We start from the raw sequence: 21,752 nt of genomic DNA, 5'->3' as shown, positions 1-21,752 counted from the left end.
CCCTCTCAGGGTGACGGCTAGCAGCGCCTAACCTACTGATCTCAAAGAGAAGGGTGTCTCCAAGGGCATCAGCGAAGGGCGCACTCTACCACAGCGGAATCAATAACTTAGCATTGATTTTTCAATCAAGGCCCAGGCTGGAACTCGACTGTAGCGGCCCGCTGATCGCGCATGTAATGGCCAGCCCGACCGTCAATGCCTCCAATTGGAAAGCCTGCCAATCACGGATCACAAACCCGCACCCGCCACTTGTATATACATATAAATATCTATATAAAATCCGGACATCCGCGCCTGCTGCGGACCGGATGGCGAGCATTTCAGCCCCGGCATACCGAGCGCCCCGCCCAACGCAGTTGCACTCGGCGACCTTCTCATTCATTCCACTACAGCGAAGCCACCCGCCCACACAGAGGAATCCGTAAGTCCATGAACCGCACGCAGCTCTATCGAGCCTCCACCTATGTATCCACGCCCTGGAAGAACGGCCTGGGCTCCACGCTCGAGGTGGCGCGCGACGGCGGCGAGGGGCTGGATGGCTTTGGCTGGCGCCTGTCCATTGCCGATATCGGTGAATCCAACGGCTTCTCGTCGTTCAGCGGCTACCAGCGAGTCATCAGCGTGCTGGAAGGCGCAGGCATGCGCCTGGAGGTGGACGGCCTGCCCTCTGCCCCGCTGCTGGCGTTCGAGCCCTTTGCCTTCTCAGGGGACAGCCACGTGCATTGCCATCTGCTGCAGGGCGCCATTCGCGACTTCAACCTGATCTACTCACCAGCGCGCCTCAGCGCACGCCTGCAATGGCTGCCCATGGGCAGCGCGCAGCGGATCCATACCAGTGCCACGACCCTGCTGCTGTTCGCGGCCGGTGGCGAGATGGACGCCCGGCTCGATGGCGCGGCGTGCGGCAGCCTGGAACACCATGACTGCCTGCAGATCGAACGCCCGGCAGGGATCGCCGAACTGCGCCTCGAAGGCCACGCAGACGCCCGATGCTGCCTGATCGAACTCAGCCGCCGCTGAGGCTTGCAACGTCAAACCCGCCCCAGCGTACTTGCGTGACGCAGTCCTCCTTCCAAAAAAAACACGCCGCGGCAGGCGAGACCGCGGTGCCAGGAGACAGGTCTCGGCACGCTCCTTGATACCTAATACCCTTAGTGCGTCTTGCCCCAGTGCAGCAGGGCCTCAAGCAACCGGCGCAGCACCACACGCACGGGTTCGGCCAGGTCGGTTCGGTAGCCGTAGGGCGGCGCCTCATCCATATAGGTGCACTGCGCCAGCTCCAGCTGGATGGCGTGGATATCGTCGGCCGGGCTGCCGTAGTGGCGGGTGATGTAGCCGCCCTTGAAGCGTCCGTTGAGCACCTGGCTGTAGCCTTCCGCAGCGGCGCAGACCTGCTGCAGTTGGCCCGCCAACTGCGGGGAGCAACTGGCGCCGTCGTTGCTGCCCAGGTTGAAGTCCGGCAGGCGGCCATCGAACAGGCGCGGCACCCGGGAGGCGATCGAGTGGGCATCGAACAGCAACGCGTAGCCGAACTCGCTGCGCAGGCGCGCCAGCTCGGCCGCCAGGGTGCGATGGTACGGCGCCCAGATTTCCTCCAGGTAACAGGCCCGCTCCGCGCCTGACGGCTCTAGGCCGTCGCGGAACAAGGGGGCGCCATCGAACAGGGTCGCGGGGAACAGCCCGGTGGTCGCGCTGGCGTACAGGGGCTTGTCGTCCGCCGGGCGGTTGAGGTCGACCACGTAGCGCGAGTAGCCGGCGGCCAGGGTGCTGGCACCCAGCTCGGCGGCGAAGTCATAGAGCCGCGGGATATGCCAGTCGGTGTCCGGCAGGCCGCGGGCCTGCTCGACCAGGCCCGCCTCGACCGCCGGGGTCAGGCGCAGGCCGGCGTGGGGCATGCTGATCAGCAGCGGCACCCGGCCGGGACTGAACTCGAAAGCATCATTGCTATAGGACATCGGTCACTTCCTCGGCATGGCGAATCACCCGTTTATCCAGCTCGCCACCCAGCCAATAGGCCAGCTCGGCCGGCCGCTCGATATCCCAGGCGACGAAATCGGCGAACTTGCCGACCTCCAGGCTGCCATGGCTGTCGGCCAGCCCCAGCGCCTTGCCGGCATGCAGGGTGACGCCGGCCAGGGCCTCTTCCGGGGTCATGCGGAACAGGGTGCAGGCCATGTTCATCATCAGCCGCAGCGACAGCGCCGGCGAGGTGCCGGGGTTGAGGTCGCTGGCGATCGCCATGGCCACGCCTTGCTCGCGCAGTGCCTGCAGCGGCGGCAGTTGAGTCTCGCGCAGGAAGTAGAAGGCGCCGGGCAGCAGCACCGCCACGCTGCCGGCGGCAGCCATGGCCCGGGCGTCGGACTCGTCCATGAACTCCAGGTGATCGGCCGACAGCGCGCCATAGCGGGCCGCCAGGCTCGAGCCGTGCAGCGAAGACAGCTGCTCGGCATGCAGCTTGACCGGCAGACCCAGCTCCTGGGCGCATTGGAACACCCGCTCGACCTGCGCCGGCGAGAAGGCCAGGTGCTCGCAGAACGCGTCGACCGCATCGACCAGCCCTTCCGCCGCCAGGGCCGGCAGCATCTCGCTGCAGACCAGCTCGATGTAGTCGTCGGCGCGGCCGGCGAATTCCGGCGGCAGCGCATGGGCCGCCAGGCAGGTGGCCTTGACCGTAACCGGCAGGCGCTCGCCGAGGCGGCGGGCGACCCGCAGCATCTTGCCCTCGCTGGCCAGGTCGAGGCCGTAGCCGGACTTGATCTCCACCGTGGTCACGCCTTCACGCAGCAGGCCGCGCAGGCGCTGCGTCGCGGCCTCCAGCAACTCATCTTCGCTGGCGGCGCGGGTCGCGCGCACGGTGCTGGCGATACCCCCGCCGGCGGCGGCGATCTCGGCATAGCTGATGCCCTGCAGACGCTGCTCGAATTCGGCGCTGCGATCACCACCGAACACCAGGTGGGTGTGGCAGTCGATCAGCCCCGGGGTCAGCCATTTGCCGCCCAGGTCGATGCGCTCGGCGTAGTCAGCGGCCGGCAACTGGGCATGCGGGCCGATCCACTCGATCAGGGCGCCACGGGTGACCAGCGCCGCATCCTCGATGATCGAGTAATTGCCGCCGGCCATGGTGGCGGCGTGGCAGTTGAACCACAGACGAAGCATGGCGATTGGCTCCTCGCTAAGTTCCGGGCCGGCGCCGCTCCGGTGGATCGAGCGCCGGCAATGAGAGGATCGAGCCTGGAGCCGCCTCGCGGCCGCCCCACTCGACGAAACCCAAGCGCGGACGCAGGGTGCACACCGGGACAGGCGCGCACCCTGCGTCGCGGCTCACTGGCTGGGCAGCAGCTTCGCCGGCACCAGCGCAGTCAGGCAGCGAGACGCCAACAGCTCGCTGGCCGCCTCGATGTCCGGGGCGAAGAAGCGGTCTTCCTTGTAGTGTGGCACCCGCTCGCGCAGGACATGGCGCGCCTGCTCCAGCTTCGCCGAGCTCTTGAGGCCTTCGCGGAAATCCAGGCCCTGGCAGGCACCCAGACACTCCACGGCGAGGATGCCGCGCACGTTGTCGGCCATTTCCCACAGGCGCTTGCCGGCGGCCGGAGCCATGGACACATGGTCTTCCTGGTTGGCCGAGGTCGGCAGGCTGTCGACGCTGTGCGGATGGGACAGCGCCTTGTTCTCGCTGGCCAGCGCCGCGGCGGTGACCTGGGCGATCATGAACCCGGAGTTGACCCCGCCATTGGCCACCAGGAACGGCGGCAGCTGCGACATGTGCTTGTCCATCATCAACGAGATGCGCCGCTCGGACAGCGAGCCGATCTCTGCGATGGCCAGGGCCAGGTTGTCGGCGGCCATGGCCACCGGCTCGGCGTGGAAGTTGCCACCGGAGATGATGTCCCCTTCGGCGGCGAACACCAGCGGGTTGTCGGACACCGCGTTGGCCTCGGTGGCGAGCACCTCGGCGGCCTGGCGGATCTGCGTCAGGCAGGCGCCCATCACCTGGGGCTGGCAGCGCAGCGAATAGGGATCCTGCACCTTGTCGCACTGGGCGTGGGACTGGGAGATCTCGGTGCTCGGCGTGAGCAGGTCGCGATAGGCCGCGGCCGCGTCGATCTGGCCGCGCTGGCCGCGGGCCGCATGGATACGCGCATCGAAGGGTGAGCGCGAGCCCAGCATCGACTCGACGCTGAGGCCGCCGCAGACCAGCGCCGCGGCGAACAGGTCCTCGGCCTCGAACAGCCCGCGCAGGGCGTAGGCGGTGGAGGCCTGGGTGCCGTTGAGCAGCGCCAGCCCTTCCTTGGCCGCCAGGGTCAGCGGCTCCAGGCCGGCGACCGCCAGGGCCTCGGTGGCCGGCAGCCATTCGCCCTGGTAGCGCGCCTTGCCCTCACCGAGCAGCACCAGGGACATGTGCGCCAGGGGCGCCAGGTCGCCGGAGGCGCCGACCGAGCCCTTGAGCGGGATATGCGGGTAGACCTCGGCGTTGATCAGGGCGATCAGCGCATCGATCACCACCCGGCGGATGCCGGAGAAGCCACGGGCCAGGCTGTTGACCTTGAGCACCATGATCAGCCGCACCAGGGCGTCGTCGATGGGCTGGCCGACGCCGGCGGCGTGACTCAGCACCAGCGAGCGCTGCAGGTTCTCCAGGTCCTCGCTGGCGATGCGGGTCGACGCCAGCAGACCGAAACCGGTGTTGATGCCATAGACGGTGCGTTTCTCGGCCAGCACCTGCTCGACGCAGGCGACGCTGGCCTCGATGGCCTCACTGGCGCTCGCGTCCAGGCTGACGGTCACCGGACCCTGGTGGACCTGGCGCAACTGGGCCAGGGTCAGCTGGCCGGGCAGAATGTTCAGGGCGCTCATGTTCAGGCTCCTTTTACCGGGGTAATCATTGGCAGATTGAGGCCCTGTTCACGGGCGCAGTCGATGGCGATCGGATAGCCGGCATCGGCGTGACGCATCACCCCGGTGGCCGGGTCGTTGTGCAGCACGCGGGCGATGCGCTCGGCCGCCTCGTCGCTGCCGTCACAGACGATCACCACGCCGGAATGCTGGGAGAAGCCCATGCCGACGCCGCCGCCATGGTGCAGCGAGACCCAGGTGGCGCCGCTGGCGGTGTTCAGCAAGGCGTTGAGCAGCGGCCAGTCGGAGACGGCGTCGGAGCCGTCCCGCATCGACTCGGTCTCGCGGTTGGGGCTGGCCACCGAACCGGAGTCCAGGTGGTCGCGGCCGATCACCACCGGTGCGCTCAGCTCGCCGCTGCGGACCATCTCGTTGAAGGCCAGACCAAGCTTGGCGCGCTGGCCCAGGCCGACCCAGCAGATGCGCGCCGGCAGGCCCTGGAAGCTGATGCGCTCGCGGGCCATGTCCAGCCAGTGGTGCAGGTGGGCATCGTCCGGGATCAGTTCCTTGACCTTGGCGTCGGTCTTGTAGATGTCCTGCGCATCGCCCGACAGGGCCGCCCAGCGGAACGGGCCGATGCCGCGGCAGAACAGCGGGCGGATATAGGCCGGGACGAAGCCGGGGAAGTCGAAGGCATGCTCGACGCCCTCCTCCAGCGCCATCTGGCGGATGTTGTTGCCGTAGTCGAAGGTCGGCACGCCCTGCTTCTGGAAGTCCAGCATGGCCTGCACGTGCACGGCCATCGATTGCTTGGCCGCCTTGACCACCGCGGCCGGCTCGCTCTGGGCGCGCTCGCGGTACTGCTCCCAGGTCCAGCCGAGCGGCAGGTAGCCGTTGAGCGGATCGTGGGCGCTGGTCTGGTCGGTGACCATGTCCGGCCGCACGCCGCGCTTGACCAGTTCCGGAAGAATCTCGGCGGCGTTGCCGCACAGGGCGATGGAGATGGCCTTGCCCTCGGCGCAATACTTGTCGAGGCGTGCCAGGGCGTCGTCCAGGTCCTGGGCCTGCTCATCGACGTAGCGGGTCTTCAGGCGGAAGTCGATGCGGCTCTGCTGGCACTCGATGTTCAGCGAGCAGGCGCCGGCCAGGGTCGCGGCCAGCGGCTGGGCGCCACCCATGCCGCCGAGACCGGCGGTGAGCACCCAGCGGCCCTTGAGGTCGCCGCCGTAGTGCTGGCGACCGGCCTCGACGAAGGTCTCGTAGGTGCCCTGGACGATGCCCTGGCTGCCGATGTAGATCCAGGAGCCAGCGGTCATCTGGCCGTACATGGCCAGGCCCTTGGCGTCCAGTTCGTTGAAGTGCTCCCAGGTGGCCCAGTGCGGCACCAGGTTGGAGTTGGCGATCAGCACCCGCGGCGCATTGCTGTGGGTCTTGAACACGCCGACCGGCTTGCCCGACTGCACCAGCAGGGTCTCGTCGTCGTTCAGCTGTTTGAGCGACTCGACGATGGCGTCGAAGCACTCCCAGTTGCGCGCGGCGCGGCCGATGCCGCCGTACACCACCAGCTCCTTGGGGTTCTCCGCCACTTCCGGATCGAGATTGTTCATCAGCATGCGCAGCGGCGCCTCGGTCAACCAGCTCTTGGCGTTCAGCTGAGTGCCGCGCGGCGCGCGGATTTCGACATCACGAAAACGGCTCGAATTGCTCACAAGAAATCCTCCAGTAAATAGTGCCGCCCGCCTGGGCACACTCGGGCCTCACAGCAAGGCATGTCGATATGTAAGCATGTATATACAACTCATATCAAGTGCTTTCTCCGGACCTCGACACCTGAGCGGACAGCACATTCTTCTCGTATGCTTTGGCGCCCCGCCGCGAACGCCTCGGGCGGCGGCAGGCCCTGAGCAGCGCCCTCTCCCGGACAACCCGACGGGTGATAGCACCCGCGGCGCAATGCGCGATTCACTCACCAGTCCACTGCACACAGGAGCCGCAACGCCGCGCAAGCACTGCCCGGCGCTGCGCTGGAACATCAGCCCTGGGCATCAGGCCATCTGGCGAAGCACCTGGGCAAAGGCCTGCTGGGTCGACTCCTGAGCGGCATGGCGACCCTCGCGGATCACCCAGCGCCCGGCGACCAGCACATCACGCACCTGCCGATCGCCGCCGGCAAACAGCCAGCGATTGAGAATCCCATCCCCCTCGGCCGTGGCGATGTACGGGTCATCGCCGTCGAGCACCAGCAGGTCGGCGCGCTTGCCGACCGCCAGCGCGCCGACCGGCTGGCCGAGCGCCTGGGCGCCGCCGCCAGTGGCGGCATCGAACAGGCTGCGGCCGATCATCGGCTGGTCGCCGCGATAGATGCGGTTGCGCTTCTGGTCGCGCAGCCGCTGGCCGTACTCGAGCCAACGCAACTCCTCGGCCACGCTCACCGAGACATGGCTGTCCGAACCGATGCCCAGCCGCCCGCCCTGGGCGAGGTAGTCCACCGCCGGAAAGATGCCATCGCCCAGGTTCGCTTCCGTCGTCAGGCACAGGCCCGCGACCGCCCCGCTGCGGGCCATGCTGCCGACCTCCTGCGCATCGGCATGGGTGGCGTGCACCAGGCACCAGCGCTGATCCACCGAAACGTGCTCGAAAAGCCACTGCAACGGTCGGCGGCCACTCCAGGCCAAACAGTCGCTGACCTCTTTCTGCTGCTCGGCGATATGGATATGAATCGGGCAGGCGCCCTTGTCAGCACCGAGCACAGCGGCGATCTGCTCCGGGGTCACCGCACGCAGCGAGTGGAAACACAGGCCCAAGTGTTGCGAGGGCTGCCCGTCCAGTTCGGGACGCAGACGCTCGATCAGGCTGAGGTAGCTGTCGGTGCTGTGAATGAAGCGCCGCTGCGCGTCACTCGGCGCCTGCCCGCCAAAGCCGGCATGGGAGTAGAGCACGGGCAGCAACGTCAGGCCGATGCCGGCGTCGCGCGCCGCCTTACTGATGCGCAGGGCCAGCTCCGCCGGATCGGCATAGGCCTGACCGCGGCCGTCATGGTGCACATAGTGGAATTCGGCCACGCTGGTATAGCCGCACTTGAGCATCTCGATATACAGCTGCCGGGCGATGACCTCGAACTGCTCCGGGTCCAGGCGCTCGACCAACCGGTACATCAGGTCACGCCAGGTCCAGAAGCTGTCATTCGGATTCGCCGCCACCTCGGCCAAACCGGCCATCGCCCGCTGGAAGGCATGGGAGTGCAGATTCGGCATGCCTGGCAGCACCGGGCCGGCGAGCCGCTGCGCGCCCTCGTCCGAACCATTGATAGTGATGCGTTCCAGGCAACCGCCGGCGTCGACATCGAGGCGCACGTTCTGCGCCCAGCCTTCGACAAGCAATGCGCGAGGGGCGAAAAATGCAGGCATAATGATCGTCCTAAGTACTGGCCTTTATTTGTATATACATATACAGACCTTAGCGACTACTGTAAACGACGGCTCCGAACAGCAAGGAACGTTACATGGCAAACATCGAATCCAAGCCTGCCACCCTGGCCTCCCAGCTCAGCGATGCTCCGGCACCGCTCTACGCCCAGGTCAAGCAACTGATCATCCAGCAGATCAAGAGCGGCACCTGGCCTCCGCACCACCGGGTGCCATCGGAAAGCGAGCTGGTCGAGGAGCTTGGATTCAGTCGCATGACCATCAACCGCGCGCTGCGCGAACTGACCAACGACGGCTTGCTCACCCGCATGCAGGGCGTGGGCACCTTCGTCGCCGAGCCGAAGGGTCACTCGGCGCTGTTTGCCGTGAACAACATAGCCGACGAGATTGCGGCGCGCGGCAACCGCTACCACAGCCGGCTGGTCAGCCTGGACCAGGAGCCCGCCAGCCACGAGACCGCCCAGGCCCTGGAGCTGCGCGAAGGCCAGGAAGTCTTTCACTCGATCATCGTGCACTACGAGAATGACCTGCCGATCCAGCTCGAGGACCGCTACGTCAACGCCCTGCTGGCGCCCGACTACCTCAAGCAGGACTTCACCCAGCTCACCCCTTACGCCTACCTGTCGAAAGTGGCGCCACTGACCGAGGGCGAGCACGTGGTCGAGGCGATACTCGCCGAGCCGGAAGAGTGTCGCCTGCTGCAAGTCGACGAGCACGAACCCTGCCTGCTGATTCGTCGGCGAACCTGGTCGGGGCAACGGGCAGTATCGACGGCCCGCCTGCTCCACCCCGGCTCACGGCATCGTCTGGAAGGCCGCTTCAAGTCGTAAGCCGGCTCAGCCCGGCGCCAGGTGTCAACGCGTGCCACCATCAAAACCGAGGGGACATGGCCTGGCCATGCGGCCATGACAATGGCCACTCACTGTTAGATGGAGAACGCGCAGGCTTCACCCGCACAGCAAGCGCTGACGCATACGCTGATGCTCCTGCACCAACTGTCGATGGGCGAAGGCCTCGCGCAGTTGGCTGCGCAGGTCATCGGCTTCCCAGGGCTTGGTGATGAAGCGGTAGATGACGCCTTCGTTGATGGCCTTGAGGATACTGCGCACTTCGGTGGAGCCGCTGAGCACCATGCGGATGATTTCCGGATAAAGGATCCTGATGCGCCGCAGGATTTCCACCCCGCTCATGTCCGGCAGGCGCAGGTCGGTCAGCACCACATCCACCGGATGGGTCGCCAACAGATTCAGCGCTTCCACGCTGTTCCGAGCCACCAATATCCGGTAGTTCTCTTGGCGCAGTTCACGCTGCAGAGCCCGGATGACCCCAGGCTCATCGTCTATCAGCAGCAGATAGTGCTGATCGTCATCGGCCAGGATGGATGGCAGTTCCAACTCGCTGCTTTCGCCGAGGAACTGCAGGCAGGTCTCTGGCGGCAACGGTGGCGAGTAGTAATAGCCCTGCAACTCGTCACAGCCGGCGGCGCGCAGAAAGCCCAGTTGCTCGGCGTTTTCCACGCCCTCGGCGATCACCTTGATGCCCAGGTTGTGGCCGATGGAGATCATCGAGCGCGCCAGGGACGCGCTGTCCGGGTCCAGGTGCACGTCGGTGACGAAGCTGCGGTCGATCTTCAGTTCGCTGAAGGGGAAACGCTTGAGGTAGCCCAGCGATGAGTAACCGGTGCCGAAATCGTCGATCGCGAAACGAATTCCCAGGCCGATCAGAGTGCGCATGCGGGCCAGCACCTCATCGGCGTTGGCCATCAGCATGGACTCGGTGACTTCCAGCTTGACCAGCGATGGCGCCACCTCATGCTGGCGCAGGATGGCCTGGATGCGCTCGACGAAGTCGGGCGCCATGAAGCTGATGGCGGAGAAGTTCACCGCGATACTGCCGTTGAGCAGCAGGTACTTCCACTGCTGCAGCTGCCGGCAGACGACATCGAAGACCTGGAAATCGATGTCGACAATCAGCCCGGTTTCCTCGGCCAAGGGGATGAACTCACCGGGCATCACCGTCTTGCCATCATGACTCCAGCGCACCAATGCCTCGAAACCACACAAGCGCCCGTTGTGCAGATCCAGCTGCGGCTGGTAGACCACCTGGAACTCGTTGTACTGCAGGGCCTGACGGATCTCGCGCTCAAGCAGCAGGCGGCGCTGCATCTGCTCGTTCATCCGCGGGGTGAAGGCGCAGATGCGGTTCCTGCCCTGATGCTTGGCCTGGTACATGGCGGTATCGGCATGGCGCAACAGGGTGTCGAGATCCTCGCCGTCCTCGGGGAAGCAGCAGAAGCCGATGCTGCAACCGACCACCACCTCCTGGCCGTCGAGCATCAGCGGTTCGGCAAGGCTTTGTTTGAGGCGTTCCAGGCTGTCGATGCTCTGGTTGATCTGCCCGCCATCGGCCAGCAGGATGACGAACTCGTCGCCGCCGAGGCGCGCCACGGTGTCGGTCTCCCGGACGCAGGCCTGCAGTCGCGCCGCCATCTGCACCAACAACTGGTCGCCGGCGTTGTGGCCGAGGCTGTCGTTGACCACCTTGAAGTGGTCCAGGTCGATAAAGGCCAGGGTAAAGCGTCCCTGCTTGCGACCCGCAAACGCGATGGCCTGCCGGATGCGGTCGTTGAGCAGGTTGCGGTTGGGCAAGCCGGTCAGGCCATCGTGGTTGGCCTGGTGCTCCAACTCTTCCTGATAGCGCTTGGCCTCGGTGATGTCATTCAAGTAGCCGACGAAATGGCTGACCTTGCCGCGATCATTCACCACCGGAGCGAGGCTGAACTTGTTCCAGAAGACGGAGCCGTCCTTGCGGTAGTTGCGTAATACCGCCCAGCCCTCCTCCTGTGCACCCAAGGCGCGACGGATCATCTCCAGCTCCGGCTGCTCGCGATCCGTGCCCTGCAGGAAGCGGCAATTACGTCCGAGCACCTCCTCGCTGCTGTAGCCGGTGAGGCGCTCGAAAGCCGGGTTGACGTAGACAATCGGCTGATCCTCGCGCTGGTTGTCGGTGATGACTACTGCGTTGACGCTGGCCTCGAGCCCCTGAGTGCGGATGCGAATCTCCAGGTCGCGCTGACGCTGTTCGCTGATATCCTGGATCACCGCGATGGCGCCCTGCACCACACCCTGCTCGTCCAGATAGGGCACGGCCGAACTGAGGGTGGACTTGTGGCTGCCGTCGGGCGCGCGGATATCGATCGCCTGGTTGCGCAGTGTCTGGCCCTCACGCACGGCCCGGGCCAGGGGCCAGTCGCCCAGCTGCACCGGCTCGCCATGCTCGGCCCAGGTGCCCTGGTAGCGTGCATAGTCGGCCAATTCCGCCGGCTGCTGGCCGGCCCAGATCAGGCCGTTCTCCGGGTTGCTGAGAATCAGGCGGCCCTGACTGTCGGCCACCGACACACCGATCGGCAAGTTGTCGAGAATTTTGCGCAGCAGCGCCTCGCTCTGCGCCAGTGCCCGGGTGCGCTGCTCCACCAGATGCTCCAGGCTCTCGAACAGACGCCCGCGTCCCAGAGCCATGGCCAACTGGCGACCGATGGAGGCCAGTGCGATGAGGGCATCCTCCGGCCAGGGCTGGCCCTGGTTGCGCACCACATTGAGCATGCCAATGGTCTCGCCACCGAGCTGCAGCGGGATGCTGGCATGGCTGCGTCCGGTCATCTGCGCCAGGGCCGGACAGCCGGCGATATTGCTCGGCACGCTGAGCTGGTCGCTCAGCCAGGCGTGCCGGCAGGGGCACTCCTGGACGCAGCTCGTCATCCTTTCCATATTGAACTGGCTGCTGCCGGCACGGCCGCGCGTACCGGCCACGCGCACCGCACCACCGGGTTCGCCGGCATCGCTGAGCAGCAGCCAGGCACCGACCGCGTTGGGGAACTCTAGGATGCGCCCCAGGGCAGCCTCGATGACGTGACGCTCGCTCTGGGCCTCGCTCAAGCCGCTGGTGAAATGAAACAGGCAGTTGAGCAGCGAGTTGCTGCGGGCCAACTCATCGTGCTTGGCGCGCAGCTCATTATTGAGCCGCACGCCCTGCTCGTAGGTGGAGATCAGCAGGTCGAGAATCTGCTGACGGCTGGCGGTGATGAAGTGACGCTCGCCCTCCAGCATCACCTCCATGCCCATCTGCACCCGCTCGTTGTTGCGCAGCTCGAGATTGACCACGAAATAGCGGATGCGCGACATCAGGAACTTCTCGTCGTAAGGCTTGACGATGAAGTTGTCGGCGCCGCACGCCAGGCCGTGCACCACGTCCCGAGCGTCGGCCAGGCTGGTGACCAGGATCACCGGAATGTTCGCCGTGCGCGGGTCGCCCTTGAGCCGGCGGCACAGCTCATAGCCGTCCATCTCCGGCATGACGATATCGCTGATGACGATGGTCGGCAGGCGCTCGGCCAGGCAGGCCACGGCTTCCACGCCGTTGCGCGCGATTCGGGTCTGGCAGCCAGCCGCCTCGAGCAGGAACTGCAGTTCGGTAGCTTGGGTCGGGCTGTCTTCGACGATGAGAATTTCAGCATCCGTGAACATGGTTACTCTCCTTTCGGCAGGGCGTTGTAGGCAGCACCGCGCGAGGCAATGGTATTGAGCAGGGCGGCAATCGCCTCGGGCGGTAGCACCTGGCGCGCCGCGTGCAACTGGATCGCCGCCAGCGGCATGGCATCGATCAGCGCACTTTCGGGTTTCTGGGCAATGGTGAGCGCGCCGGCACGGTGCAGCTCGGCCAGGCCCTCGGCACCGTCCCGGCCCATGCCGGAAAGCTGGATACCGATAGCCTCGCTGCCGAGGCGCTGGGCGACGCTGCGAAACAGATGGTCGGCCGATGGGCAGTACAGCTCGCTGTTTCGAGGCTGCAGGCGGACCCGCAGGTCGTCGCTGATTCCCATATGCTGGCCGTCCGGGGCGAGGTAGAGCCTGCCGGGCTGCAGCGCCTGGCCGTGCTCGGCGACGCTCACCGGCAACTTGCAGACGGTTACCAGCCAGTCGCGGAAACTGCCCAGAAAGCCCACGGCAATATGCTGCGCCAGCAGCAACGGCCAGGGCTGCTGGGCCGTCAAGCGCGACAGCAGCTCTTTCAGGGCCACCGGACCACCGGCAGAGGCAGCGATTGCCACCAGGCGCGGGCGCCCGGCATAGAGCGGGCTGCCTTCCGCCGTCGCACCCTTCTTCAACGTGCGCGGGCGCCGCACTATCTTGACCTGCGCCATGTTGCGCAGGGTGCCCAGCAGTTCCTCGACCCGCTCCTCGAAGTTCGCCGCGCCAGGCCCACGGGGCTTCTCCAGAACGGCCAGGGCGCCGGCTTCCAGCGCATGCATGGCCGTGGCGGCACCGTACAGGTTGGCGCTGGCGGTCAATACCACCACCGGCAGTGCGTACTTTTCCAGTATCCGCGCGGTGGCTTCATAGCCATCCATGCCCGGCATGTGCACATCCATGGTGATGATGTCCGGTTGATAGCCGGCCAGCAGGCGCAAGGCCTGCTCGCCGCTGTCGGCTTCGCTCACCTCGAAGCCGGCGTTTTCCAGCACCGTGCGCAGCAGCACGCGCAGCACCGGCGAATCGTCGACAATCAGTACGCGCATGACAGCTCCCAATCAGATCAGACGACGAATCGCGTCGAGCAGGCTGTCCTGCTCGAAACCGCTTTTCACCAGGTAGGCGCTGGCCCCGACCTCGAGGCCGCGGGCGCGGTCCTCGGCCGAGTGCAGCGCCGTCACCAGCACCACGGGTAGTTCCGCCAGCTCACGGTCACCGCGAATCCGCGCGGTGAGGGTGAAGCCGTCCACGCGCGGCATCTCCACGTCCGACACCAGCAGGTCGAACGCGCCCTGCTTCAGGGCGTTCCAGGCCTCCAGCCCGTCATTGGCGGTGGTGACCTGGTAACCGGCCCCCTCGAGAATGGCCTTGAGCAGGCCGCGCGAGGTGAACGAGTCCTCGGCGATCAGCAAGCGTTGCGCCGTGGCGCCGGGCGCCTCGCCGTCGCGGCGCTGCAGGCTGCCGGCGCCGACGTTCAGGGCGCTGCGGTAGAGATCGCCCGGATGCAGGATGGGCACCAGCTGGCCGTCGCCGAGCAGGGTCGCGCCCAGCAGGTTGCGCACCCGCAGCAGCTGCTTGCCGAGGTTCTTCACGGTGATCTCCTGGTCGCCGAGCAGCTCGTCGACCAGCAGCACGAAGGGCTCGCCGCGCACCTTGAGCAGCAGCAGGGTCAGCTCGTCGCCGCTGCGCGCCGTGTCGCTCAGGCCCAGCACGTCGGCCAGGGCCCAGACCGGTAGAACGCGCCCGTCGAGGGCCAGCGAGGGGCGGTTCTCCAGGTTCTTCAGCGCACCGGCCGGCAGGCGCAGGCAGCGCTCGACCGCCAGTGCCGGTATGGCGAAGGTGCGTTCGGCGTTGCGCACGATCACCGCGCGGAAGGTCGACAGGCTCAGCGGCAGGTGCAGGTGGAAGCAGGTGCCCTGGCCGGGGCTGGACTGCAGCTCGATGCGCCCGCCGAGGCGCTCGACCACCTCCTGGACGATGGCCATGCCCAGGCCGCGCCCGGACAGGTCGGTGATCAGCGCGCTGGTCGACAGCCCGGAGCGAAAGATCAGCCGCTGGCTTTCCGCCTCGCTCAGCGCCTGGGCCTGCTCCGGGGTGAGCAACCCGGCGGCGACGGCCTTGGCCTTGAGCGAAGCCGCCGAGATGCCGCCACCATCATCCTGCACGCGCAGTTCGAAGCGATCCGCCGACTCCTGCAGCAAGTCCACCTGAATCAGCCCGACCACCGGCTTGCCGCTGGCCTCGCGCCGCTGGGGCGACTCCAGGCCGTGGTCCACGGCGTTGCGCAGCAGGTGGGTGAGTACCGTGCGCAGTTCGTCGAGGATGCGCTTGTCGACCTGCAAGTCGGTGCCGCGCACCTGCAGCTCGACCCGTTTGCCGGACTGACTGGCCAGGTCCTGGACCATCGCCGGCAGGCCCTCCACCAGCGTGCTGCCGGCCAGCAGCAGCACCGCCTGCAGCTCGCCGGCCTGGGCCTCGGATAGCTGGCTCAGGCCTTGCGCCAGGTGCTGCCCGGCCTTGGCCAGATGGATCGACTCGAAGTGCAGCTGATCGAGCTGCGCCTGGCTCCAGTTCAGGTAGTCGAGCACCCCTTTGAGGGCGTCGCGACTGGCCAGCGGCAGCTCGTCGAGCTGGGCGTGCAGGCGTTTCAGGTTGCCGGCGCCGAGCAACCGCTTGCCGCGCTGCGGCTCGAAGGCGGCGGCGTGTTCGCGCAGGCGGCGGGCATGGGCCTGGGCCTCGAGCTTGAGCTGCAGCAGGCTTTCGCTGTGGAACAGCAGGTTGTCCAGGCGCCGAGCCGAAACCCTCACCGTTCCCGGCTCCTGTGGCGGCGCCACGGCGGCTGGAACAGCCGCCGGCAGGCTGACCGCCTCGCCGCGCGCGGCGCTTTCCAAGCGCTCGCAGAACTGCTCGGGTGCGCCCGCCTCGACACTCTCGCCGAGGTGTAACTGCTGCACCAGGCGCAGGGCGTGCCGGCACAGTTCGACTCGCTCCGCCGTCAACTCGAGTAATCCACCACGTGCGGCGCTAAGCAGGCTCTCCCAGGCATGGCAGAGCCGCTCGATGGGGGCCAGGCCCACGGCCCTGGCGGCGCCTTTGAGACTGTGCACTTCGCGGAACAGCGACTCGATGGAGTCGCCGCTGGCCCCCGCCTGGCGCCAGTTGGCCAGGGTGTCGGCGAGCACGGCCAGGCGCTCTCCCGCCTCGATCCGGAAGCTGTCGAGCAAACGTTCCTGCAGTGCCTTGCGATCCAGGCTCATGGGCGGCTCACAGACTGAAACGACTCGCCAGGCCCTGCAGCTTGAGGCCCAGTTGATGCAGGTTGCGCGCTGCCAGGTCGACCTGACGGGTACCGCCGACGTTGTCCTGGCTGGCCTGGCGGATACTGGCCATGGCTGTGACGATCTGGTCCATGCCGACCAGCTGCTGCTGGCTGGTGGCGGCGATCTGCAGCGCCACCTCGCTGGACGTTTCGATGTTGCTGCTCAGGGTGCGAATCGCGTCGCCACTGGACTGGGCGCGCGCGTAGCCGCTCTCCACCGTCTTGCTGCCCTGCTCGGCCAGCAGCACCGCCTTGGTCATGGCCTTCTGGATTTCGCCGAGCATTCTGCGCACCTGGGCGGTGGCCTGCTTGGACTGGTCGGCCAGGGCCTTGACCTCCTGAGCCACCACCGAGAAGCCCCTGCCCGCCTCGCCGGCCTTCATCGCCTCGATCGAGGCGTTGACCCCGAGCAGGTTGGACTGCTCGGCCAGGTCGCCCACCGAGGCGACGATCTCGCCGATGGTCTGGCTCTGCTCGCCCAGGGTCATGATGCTTTCCGCCACCGCCTGCATCTGCTCGCGGATCTGCCCCATACCCTTGAGCGACTCCTCCACCGCCTCACGGCCGTTCAGCGCCACCTGGCGGGTGCGCTCGGTGCTCTCGGCCACCGTCTGTGACTTGCTGCCGGCGAGTACCGCGGTCTGCTTGACCTCTTCCACCGTGGTGACGATCTCGCTGATCGCGGTGGCGGTCTCCTGGGTGCTGGTGGCCACCTGGCTGGCGGCGGCGAGGATTTGCTCGCTGGACGTAGCCAGCACCGTGATGCCCTCGTTCATCTCCTGTACCAGTTCACGCAGGTACTGGCTCATGTCGACGAACGCCAGGGACAGGCGCCCCACTTCATCCTGACGGGTGCCGGCGACAATGCCCTGGGGGATCTCGCCACGGCCGATACGCTCGGCCCAGCCGGTCAGGCGTGCCAACGGCCTGGCGATATGCCGGCTGAGCAGCCAGGCCAGCACGGCACTGATGCCGACCAGCAGCAGGCTCCAGTTGAATACCCGTTCGCGCTGGGCCTCCAGGGCCTGGCGCGAACGTTTCACGGCCGCTGCGACCCGCCGGTCGGTGAGTTCGGACAGCTCTACGCCGAGATCGTGAATCCGCTGCATGCGCTCGAGCTGCACGCCCAGGCTCAACAGACGCGCCTGCTCGTAGGCACCGGCGCGGATCAGCGTCAGCGCCTCGGCACGGGTCTGCGCCATGGCCTCACGGACCACCAGCAGCTCGTCGAACAGTTCGGCGAACGCCTGATCGTCGCTGGCAGCCTGCTGCAACCGCTTGACCAGGCGGTCGTTGATCGCGCTGCGCTGGCGGATGCCGTCCTCTATGCCCTGCAGCTCGGCCGGCGCCTGCTCGATGATCGCCCGCATCAGGTCGGTGCGCTGGGCAGCGAGATTAAGACGCAGCTCCTTGACATCGGAGACCCGCCCATAGTGTTCCTGGAACCGCTGCTGCTCGATGTCCTGCAGGTTGGCGAAGCGCTCCAGGCTGCCGAACAGCAGGATGCCGAAGCCGAGGATCAGCGCGGCGAAGGCGGCGATCAGCTTGCTGCCGATCCCCAGGTTGAAGGCTCGGGTCATCACACTTTGCATCGCCACTAATCCTCGTCCATCACACGTAAATTGGGGTCGCCCAGCAGCCGCTCGCCGTCCAGTACCGTGCACTGTTCGGCGGTGACTCCCAGCAGGTAGGCGGCGCGCACCCCGGTCAGGCTGGCCAGTTCGGTCTGCAGCGCGTCGCGGTGGATCCGCGAGATGCCCAGGACCCGGTCGATCAGCAGCGCGAACTCCGTCTCGGGTCCGCGCAGAATCATCAGGAAGTTCTTGTCGGAAAGACTGTTCAGCGGCAGTTCGAACAACACCCGCAAATCGAGCAGCGAGACGATATGACCACGCACGTTGACGATGCCCAGCACGTAGGGAGGTGTGCCCGGCAACGGGGTGAAATGGGGCAGCGGCAGCACCTCGGCGACATGCGCGCTGGCGATGGCGTACAGCTCGCCACTGATGTTGAAGGTGAGCACCTCCAGCCAGCCTTCGACCTGCTCCGGCTCCACCTGCTGCGCCCATTGCCGGGTGCGTTCGAGCAGGCGCGCATCGCGCTCCTCGGCATCCACGGCGAAACCGGCGGCCAGGCGCAGCTCGCTCCGGGCCAGGCGCCGATGGATCTGGCTCCAGCGTGGGTCGTCGTTCACAGGCTCGGACATCCCGTCGAGTCCTCCATTAGTTGATCGCACAGGCGCAGCAGTTGCGCACAGCTGAGGCCGTCGCCGAGAGGAACCAGGGCCTGGAGGTCCTGACCCAGGAGCAGTTGCCGGCAGACCTGCAAGGCCTTCTGGCTGGCGCGCGACTGGCCGTCGGCACGCAGCAGGCGGGCACGCAGGAAGTAGCCGAGGATGAAATCCGGCTGCAGATACAAGGCCCTGTGCAGCGCCAGCAGGGCCTGGCGGTGGTCGCCGCGCTGCTGCGCGAGCAGGGCCTGCAGCCAGTACGCCGATATCGAGGCTGCATCCAGCGCGAGCGCGCGCTGCAGCCACTCCCCTGCCGGCTCGAACTGCAGCTGATCGGCCCAGCTGCGCGCCATGGCCAGGCAGGCCTGGTGCTGCTGCGCACGGCTCGGTCCGGCACAGTTCAGGTAGGCCGTCAGCGCCGCACGGGCCTGCTCGTGCTGACCCGCCGCCTGGGCCTGGGTGGCCTGTTGCCAGTGGCGTTCAGCCTTGGCCTCGGCGCTCTCGGTGGCGCTCCGCGTCTCGGCGCGTGGCGCAGTAATGAGTGAGCGCGGCCTCTGGGTTGGAAGGGAAACCACCGGGGCGGACAGGCTGGCGCGCGGCGTTGCGGCCAGCGCTGCGCGAATTGGCGAAGCCGGGCTGTGAGCCCAGGGCGACTGCCGCGTCCTGGCGGCTAGCGCGTAATTGCAGCCGGCCCAGCGGCCCTGCAGGCCGGCCTGGGTCGCCAGCCCGGCCTCCACGGCGCTCAGCAGCAGCACGCCGTCGCCACTCAGGCTGCCGAGCAGTCGGCGCAGCGCCGCCTGCGCCCGCCCCGGGGTGAAATACATCAGCACGTTGCGGCACAGAATCACATCGGCGTCCGCCAGGGCGGGTGCCTGGGCGGCGTCGGCGAGGTTGTACTGGACGAAACGGATGCGCTCGCGCCAGGCCGGACGCACCCGCCACAGACGCCCCTCGGCCTGGAAGTAGCGCGTGCGGAAATCGTCCTCGCTGCTGCGAAAGGCGTTGCGCCCATAGAGCCCCTGCTCGGCACGGGCGAGAAAGCTTGCGTTGATATCACTGGCAACCAGTTCCAGCGTCCATTGCCCGCGCTCGCTGCCGAGCAGTTCGTCGACCAGGAACAGCAGGCCGTAGGCCTCCTCCCCGGTACAGCAGCCGGCGCTCCACAGGCGCAGATGACGTCGCCCCTCGCGCCGCCGACGCTCCAGCAAGGGCGCCAGGTGCTGGCTGGCGAGCCATTCGAAGGCCTCGGCATCACGGCGAAAATAGGTTTCACCAACGGTGAAGGCAGCGATCAGCGACTGCACCTGGCCGGCATCCCACTCGGCGAACGCCAGTTCCTGCAGCCAGCTGTCGAAATCCGCTACCTCCCGCTCCAGGGCCAGCAACTGCAGGCGGCGCAACAGGTCCGCCTGCCGCGCGCCGGAATAGTCCGCCCCCAGGTGGCGCAAGACCTTCTGGCTCAGCGCCGCCAACAGGCGCGGGGAAACGCTCGCCTCAGCGCGCAACATCGAGCGAGCCCTCCCGGTTGTCGAGCAGCTCAACCAACTGCGCTTCGTCGCTATCACTGAGCAGCTGCTCGACGTCCTGGATCAGCAGCAGTCCCTCGGCGCTGCGCACCACCCCGCGCAGCAGGCTGGAAGGCACCCGCGGGTCCGGGGCCGCGGTGAAGTCGCCGGTCGCGAAGGCCCTCACGACCTCCACGTGCTCCACCGGCAGCAGCAGTTCACGCTTGCTGCTGCGCAGCCAGATAAAGGGTTGCCACAGATCGAGGGCGGGCGCGCGCCAGCCAAAGCGCCGGGCCAGGTCCACCACGGGCAGCAACCGGCCACGGACGTTGGCCAAGCCACAGATCGACTCCGGCGCGCCGGGCAAGGGGGTACTGCGCAATGCCGGCAGCACCCGCACCACCTGCTCGAGGGCCACGGCCAAGTGTTGGCCGGACAAGCGGAACGGCAACACCAAGTTATCTTTCACAAACCAGCCCTTGCCACCAGCGATTGGAGGCCGAAACGTTCTAGAGAACGAATATCCGCAAATAACTTGTGGTAATTACCGAATGCTCGTCGCCGATTTTTCGAGCAAGAAAACTTGAACTGCCTCCATGCGAGAAACCGGCACAAGCTGGCTTGATGAAATACGTTTAACACAGTGAGTTCACACGAATATATTAGTTAGCCTGCAACGACGATCAAATAACTCGCGCGGGATAACGCCCAGCACTTTCAAGTTCGCTCATGCACCATTACAGGTCACAGGCGCTGCTTGCGACCAATATCAGTGCGTTTTGCACAAGACTGCGGTTATCGAGCGACAGGCGATTTCAATTAAACCTTGAAGTGCCGGACATACTACGCAACTCGGATCGTCACACCTCCGTCCCCTGCCCGTCACGCAAGAGGCATCCAGCCGCCCTTTTAGGAAGGGCCAGGTCGGCGCAACTTCTGAGTCTTGATCTTGTTATTGCGGGGCGAATGGGCACACATCCGGCGCAGCCATCACGTGGCCCTAATGTAGACGCCCAGCCACGCCAGAAGGCTGACAATTTATAACAAACGAAGTTAATAAAACGAACGTGCCAGAATATATCTATACAGATAAATAAATTCGGAAAAACAGCCGCACAGAGTCAGGCCAAGCGCTTCTTTAACCCTCAATAAGCGCGGCCCAAGTTGACCAGCAGAACTGTGTTCGTCAGCCGCCCTCAAGCACAGGAAAAGCGCGTCCTTGACGCTTGCCTGAGACGATGGAGCCGCCCAGCAATAATCCGGGGCCGAAGCGAAAGTTTGATGGTTTGATAGTGGCGTTGCCGAGGCCTGGCAGCGCTTCAAGGTCCGCCAGGACGGCACAGGAGGAGAAAGGAGCGCTCGGGTCGAGCAGCGCCCACGGCATTGCCTTCCGACGAGTGGCCAACTGGAAGTCCGACCAGCTTGAGCGATGAGGGAAGCTGAACAGCTTCCCGGGGAGTAATTGCAGACGACTTACTTCACCAGCTGCATAAGCACCTCTTCCACCGCATCGTCGCGGTGCGGTGGCTGCTCGCCATTCAGTTCGGCGATCAGCTTCCAGTGCTGATCCAGTTCCTTGCTCACCGCCTCGAGTCTCTCGAGCATGCGCGAACCGCCGCCGCGCAGGTTCTTGTCCTCACCGCGCAGCAGGTCGAAGGACAGCATGGTCAAGGTAGCCGTCAGGTGGGTGATGCTGCGCGAAGTCAGCGTGATGAGTTCGGTGATTTGTTGCTCTTTAGGGGTCATGAGCGGCCATCCCTGCCAAGTGATTGAGTCGACGCAATGGCAACATTTGCGCTGCGCCTGCGGTCGCTGCAGCCAATTGATAGAAGTCTGCATAGCGCGACCTGAGCAGCGTATACGGCGCCACGCGAGGCAGGCTGACAGTTGCTAACAGCTGTCCCCGGCGCA

Annotated in this window: 15 protein-coding genes; 2 read left to right on the top strand and 13 right to left on the bottom strand. The window is 66.2% G+C overall.

All coding sequences use genetic code 11. The features are described from left to right. Window positions 1-429 precede the first annotated feature (429 nt). On the top strand, window positions 430-1,020 hold the full coding sequence (locus ACSX1D_RS09830) for a HutD/Ves family protein (protein ID WP_439862053.1): 591 nt from the start codon (window positions 430-432) through the stop codon (window positions 1,018-1,020). A gap of 131 nt (window positions 1,021-1,151) precedes the next feature. On the opposite strand, the gene hutG is transcribed toward ACSX1D_RS09830, so the two are convergent. The 5 genes from hutG to ACSX1D_RS09805 all read right to left on the bottom strand — a co-directional run bounded on the left by hutG (window position 1,152) and on the right by ACSX1D_RS09805 (window position 8,240). Further along, window positions 1,152-1,955: an N-formylglutamate deformylase gene (gene hutG / locus ACSX1D_RS09825; protein ID WP_439862052.1), complete on the bottom strand. Its 804-nt coding sequence runs from the start codon at window positions 1,953-1,955 to the stop codon at window positions 1,152-1,154. Next, on the bottom strand, window positions 1,945-3,156 hold the full coding sequence (gene hutI, locus ACSX1D_RS09820) for an imidazolonepropionase (RefSeq protein ID WP_439862051.1): 1,212 nt from the start codon (window positions 3,154-3,156) through the stop codon (window positions 1,945-1,947). The genes hutG and hutI overlap by 11 nt, the downstream gene beginning before the upstream one ends. 165 nt (window positions 3,157-3,321) lie before the next feature. Continuing rightward, entirely contained in the window at window positions 3,322-4,854 is a 1,533-nt protein-coding gene (gene hutH / locus ACSX1D_RS09815; RefSeq protein WP_439862050.1) for a histidine ammonia-lyase, read from the bottom strand. A gap of 2 nt (window positions 4,855-4,856) precedes the next feature. After that, window positions 4,857-6,542 (bottom strand): urocanate hydratase, encoded by a 1,686-nt coding sequence (gene hutU, locus ACSX1D_RS09810; RefSeq protein ID WP_439862049.1) that lies wholly within the window; start codon window positions 6,540-6,542, stop codon window positions 4,857-4,859. A 336-nt stretch (window positions 6,543-6,878) separates the two neighbouring features. Beyond that, window positions 6,879-8,240 carry a formimidoylglutamate deiminase gene (locus ACSX1D_RS09805; RefSeq protein WP_439862048.1) on the bottom strand — a complete coding sequence of 454 codons (1,362 nt, stop codon included), beginning with the start codon at window positions 8,238-8,240 and terminating at the stop codon, window positions 6,879-6,881. Window positions 8,241-8,335: 95 nt separating this feature from the next. On the opposite strand from ACSX1D_RS09805, the gene hutC reads away from it, so the two are divergent. After that, a complete protein-coding gene (hutC, locus tag ACSX1D_RS09800; RefSeq protein WP_439862047.1) occupies window positions 8,336-9,088 on the top strand; it encodes a histidine utilization repressor in 753 nt (250 codons plus the stop codon). Window positions 9,089-9,205: 117 nt separating this feature from the next. Here the strand turns inward: hutC and ACSX1D_RS09795 are convergent, their stop codons facing one another. The 8 genes from ACSX1D_RS09795 to ACSX1D_RS09760 form a co-directional block, all read right to left on the bottom strand. Next, entirely contained in the window at window positions 9,206-12,781 is a 3,576-nt protein-coding gene (locus tag ACSX1D_RS09795; protein WP_439862046.1) for an EAL domain-containing protein, read from the bottom strand. Between the two features lie 2 nt (window positions 12,782-12,783). Then, window positions 12,784-13,833 carry a chemotaxis protein CheB gene (locus ACSX1D_RS09790; protein ID WP_439862045.1) on the bottom strand — a complete coding sequence of 350 codons (1,050 nt, stop codon included), beginning with the start codon at window positions 13,831-13,833 and terminating at the stop codon, window positions 12,784-12,786. A gap of 12 nt (window positions 13,834-13,845) precedes the next feature. Next, entirely contained in the window at window positions 13,846-16,044 is a 2,199-nt protein-coding gene (locus ACSX1D_RS09785; RefSeq protein ID WP_439862044.1) for a hybrid sensor histidine kinase/response regulator, read from the bottom strand. A gap of 7 nt (window positions 16,045-16,051) precedes the next feature. Further along, entirely contained in the window at window positions 16,052-17,698 is a 1,647-nt protein-coding gene (locus ACSX1D_RS09780) for a methyl-accepting chemotaxis protein (RefSeq protein ID WP_439862043.1), read from the bottom strand. A gap of 5 nt (window positions 17,699-17,703) precedes the next feature. After that, entirely contained in the window at window positions 17,704-18,312 is a 609-nt protein-coding gene (locus ACSX1D_RS09775; RefSeq protein ID WP_439862042.1) for a chemotaxis protein CheW, read from the bottom strand. Continuing rightward, a complete protein-coding gene (locus ACSX1D_RS09770; RefSeq protein WP_439862041.1) occupies window positions 18,297-19,844 on the bottom strand; it encodes a CheR family methyltransferase in 1,548 nt (515 codons plus the stop codon). The genes ACSX1D_RS09775 and ACSX1D_RS09770 overlap by 16 nt, the downstream gene beginning before the upstream one ends. Continuing rightward, on the bottom strand, window positions 19,831-20,310 hold the full coding sequence (locus ACSX1D_RS09765) for a chemotaxis protein CheW (RefSeq protein ID WP_439862040.1): 480 nt from the start codon (window positions 20,308-20,310) through the stop codon (window positions 19,831-19,833). The genes ACSX1D_RS09770 and ACSX1D_RS09765 overlap by 14 nt, the downstream gene beginning before the upstream one ends. A gap of 1,004 nt (window positions 20,311-21,314) precedes the next feature. After that, window positions 21,315-21,587 carry a hypothetical protein gene (locus tag ACSX1D_RS09760; protein WP_439862039.1) on the bottom strand — a complete coding sequence of 91 codons (273 nt, stop codon included), beginning with the start codon at window positions 21,585-21,587 and terminating at the stop codon, window positions 21,315-21,317. Window positions 21,588-21,752 lie beyond the last annotated feature (165 nt).

Origin of the sequence: Pseudomonas sp. MBLB4136 (assembly GCF_051904765.1) — a bacterium.
GTDB lineage: Bacteria > Pseudomonadota > Gammaproteobacteria > Pseudomonadales > Pseudomonadaceae > Aquipseudomonas.
The sequence above is the reverse complement of the archived record's forward strand: the minus strand, read 5'-3'. Positions and strand labels throughout refer to the sequence as shown.

Coding starts and splice junctions, on each gene's coding strand:
- ACSX1D_RS09830 (WP_439862053.1), top strand. CDS start 430: ATGAACCGCACGCAGCTCTATCGAGCCTCCACCTATGTATCCACGCCC.
- hutG (WP_439862052.1), bottom strand. CDS start 1,955: ATGTCCTATAGCAATGATGCTTTCGAGTTCAGTCCCGGCCGGGTGCCG.
- hutI (WP_439862051.1), bottom strand. CDS start 3,156: ATGCTTCGTCTGTGGTTCAACTGCCACGCCGCCACCATGGCCGGCGGC.
- hutH (WP_439862050.1), bottom strand. CDS start 4,854: ATGAGCGCCCTGAACATTCTGCCCGGCCAGCTGACCCTGGCCCAGTTG.
- ACSX1D_RS09805 (WP_439862048.1), bottom strand. CDS start 8,240: ATGCCTGCATTTTTCGCCCCTCGCGCATTGCTTGTCGAAGGCTGGGCG.
- hutC (WP_439862047.1), top strand. CDS start 8,336: ATGGCAAACATCGAATCCAAGCCTGCCACCCTGGCCTCCCAGCTCAGC.
- ACSX1D_RS09795 (WP_439862046.1), bottom strand. CDS start 12,781: ATGTTCACGGATGCTGAAATTCTCATCGTCGAAGACAGCCCGACCCAA.
- ACSX1D_RS09790 (WP_439862045.1), bottom strand. CDS start 13,833: ATGCGCGTACTGATTGTCGACGATTCGCCGGTGCTGCGCGTGCTGCTG.
- ACSX1D_RS09785 (WP_439862044.1), bottom strand. CDS start 16,044: ATGAGCCTGGATCGCAAGGCACTGCAGGAACGTTTGCTCGACAGCTTC.
- ACSX1D_RS09780 (WP_439862043.1), bottom strand. CDS start 17,698: ATGCAAAGTGTGATGACCCGAGCCTTCAACCTGGGGATCGGCAGCAAG.
- ACSX1D_RS09775 (WP_439862042.1), bottom strand. CDS start 18,312: ATGTCCGAGCCTGTGAACGACGACCCACGCTGGAGCCAGATCCATCGG.
- ACSX1D_RS09770 (WP_439862041.1), bottom strand. CDS start 19,844: ATGTTGCGCGCTGAGGCGAGCGTTTCCCCGCGCCTGTTGGCGGCGCTG.
- ACSX1D_RS09760 (WP_439862039.1), bottom strand. CDS start 21,587: ATGACCCCTAAAGAGCAACAAATCACCGAACTCATCACGCTGACTTCG.